The sequence below is a fragment of the Vibrio sp. 10N.222.52.C3 genome, from assembly GCF_041474195.1.
In the GTDB taxonomy this organism is placed as follows: Bacteria; Pseudomonadota; Gammaproteobacteria; order Enterobacterales; family Vibrionaceae; genus Vibrio; species Vibrio crassostreae_C.
Genome location: NZ_JBFRTQ010000191.1, coordinates 9,720 through 11,880 on the forward strand (window position 1 = coordinate 9,720; position 2,161 = coordinate 11,880).

Below are 2,161 nucleotides of genomic sequence, written 5' to 3' on the forward strand. Positions count from 1 at the left end.
GAAACCAGATTTTGTGAGGTACTCTTCCAGCAGCTCGCGGATTTCTTGATCATCATCCACCACGAGAATTCGAGTATTTGTTGGCATCGCCCAAACCTATTAAATTTACAACTTATTCACATAGTGTATAGGCTGGCCGATTGTTTGATTATTGACATGTTTGTAAAGTTAGAAGAACAAACAGATAAAGATCACAACTTAGTGACCTCTATCTGAATCTTAACGGCTTAATCCGCTATTAGTTGATTATGACGAGCAGCTGATCTCCATGGCTTTGCCCCACTCAGGAGGTAGAGCCGCAAGGTATTCATAATCCGGGTGTTCCGCATAAGGGTCTGCCAGTACCACCATCAAAGCGTCAATATCGCTGCTATCACCGCGCTCTGCTTTGTCTATCGCTAGCTGAGCTAGGTAGTTTCTGAGGATGTATTTCGGGTTTACCTGTCTCATATTTTCGCAGCGCTCGACCACTGAGCTATCTTCCAATTCGCAGCGTTGTAAGTAGTTATCTACCCACAGTTTTGCTGCCTCTCGATCAATTATCAGATCAATCACTTCTTGTGGCGACAAGGTGTCTAGGTTCGATAGCGTTCTAAAGAACCTTGGGTAGTCGACTTTGTTTTGCGACATCAGCTCGAACATAGATTCAAACAAACGACTGTCGCCTTCTTGTTTCGAAAGTAGCCCCAACTTACGACGCATCATCTGACTAAAGTAACCGTTCATTTGCGGTTCGTACTGCTCTAAAGCCGCCTCTAAGTCGGCCTTATCCACCAGCGGAGAAAGTGAGTGAGCCAGTGCCGACAGGTTCCAAAGCCCTATTCTTGGCTGCTGGTTAAAAGCATAACGACCTTGGTAATCCGAGTGATTACAGATCAATCTTGGGTCATATTCATCAAGAAACGCGAACGGACCATAATCGAAAGTTTGCCCGATGATCGACATGTTATCGGTGTTCATCACGCCATGAGCAAAACCATTCGCTTGCCACAACGCAATCATCTCCGCGGTACGGTCAACAATCTGATTAAACATAGCAGCGTAGGGTTTCTCTTCATCGAGACACTCAGGGAAGTGCCATTCAATGACTTTATCGGCCAGCAACTTATGCTCAGCCAACTGATTGGTATAAAACAGATGTTCAAAGTGACCGAAACGGATGTGTGATTCGGCAGCACGCACCAACAATGCGCCCCACTCTTGCTTCTCTCGATATACCGGTGTGTCGCTGGTCATCATAGCCAACGCGCGAGTGGTTGGGATATTGAGCCCTGCCATCGCTTCGCTACATAAGTACTCACGAACGGTTGATCGAATAACAGCGCGTCCATCGCCCATACGTGAATAGGGCGTTTTACCGGCACCTTTAAGGTGTAAATCGAACGTTTCGCCACTTTTCGCGACAATTTGAGCTAATAACAGCCCTCTTCCATCACCTAAATCCGGGTTATAAGAACCAAACTGGTGGCCTGCGTATTTCATTGCTACAGGCGAAAACTGCTCAGGTTCAACATTGCCAGATAACGTTTCAAGCAATTCCTCGGAAGCATCATCAAATGACAAAAAACCGAGTTCATCCGCAAGCTTATGATTCCATGCGAGCCATTGGACATTGCTGAGCAGTGTAGGTTGAATTGGGGTATAGAACAGTCGAGGTAATGCAGTAAATCGATTGTTAAATGAAATAGAATCCCAGACAGACATGAGAGATACACTGTAGATAAAAGATAACTTAAGATTATCACAGTTTCGTAACAACTTCAGAAGTGCGATGGCGCTTGTTTATAGAGGTAAGGTGATAAACCATTCCACAAGAAGAAAGTGGTGACTAGGAGTAAATTACTGGGGGATGCTTGCTAGAAGAAGATGACTAAGAAAAAGTTAAGTGGCTAGCCTGATGAGAAAAGCCACATTTATAAGAGAAAGAGTTCTGACTTTGAAGACTTTTTAACAAGTGATTTCATAATAAAAACTAAAACTATAGAGCCATGAAGCTGACTACATTAGAGCAAGAATACCCACTAGAGAAAGGGTAGAGAAAATCCAAGTACGACTGATTACGCCAAAGTTACTGTGTTGGATCATTTCTTGATGCTGCATATGTCTCTCCTTGAGAACGTGATGGTGTAACTACAATATATCGGCTTTTCGCCAAAAGCAG

General features: G+C 44.1%; 1 protein-coding gene and 1 pseudogene. Both read right to left on the reverse strand.

Translation table 11 applies throughout. The annotated features are described in order from the left end of the window. Positions 1–87 (reverse strand): annotated as a pseudogene (locus tag AB4517_RS22825) (DNA-binding response regulator); the annotation flags it as partial. A 159-nt stretch (positions 88–246) separates the two neighbouring features. Further along, a complete protein-coding gene (locus AB4517_RS21820) occupies positions 247–1,704 on the reverse strand; it encodes a protein adenylyltransferase SelO (RefSeq protein WP_372149947.1) in 1,458 nt (485 codons plus the stop codon). Positions 1,705–2,161: the final 457 nt, after the last annotated feature.

Bases quoted from the DNA above. Each gene is read 5' to 3' on its own strand.
- AB4517_RS21820 (WP_372149947.1), bottom strand. From the start codon at position 1,704: ATGTCTGTCTGGGATTCTATTTCATTTAACAATCGATTTACTGCATTA.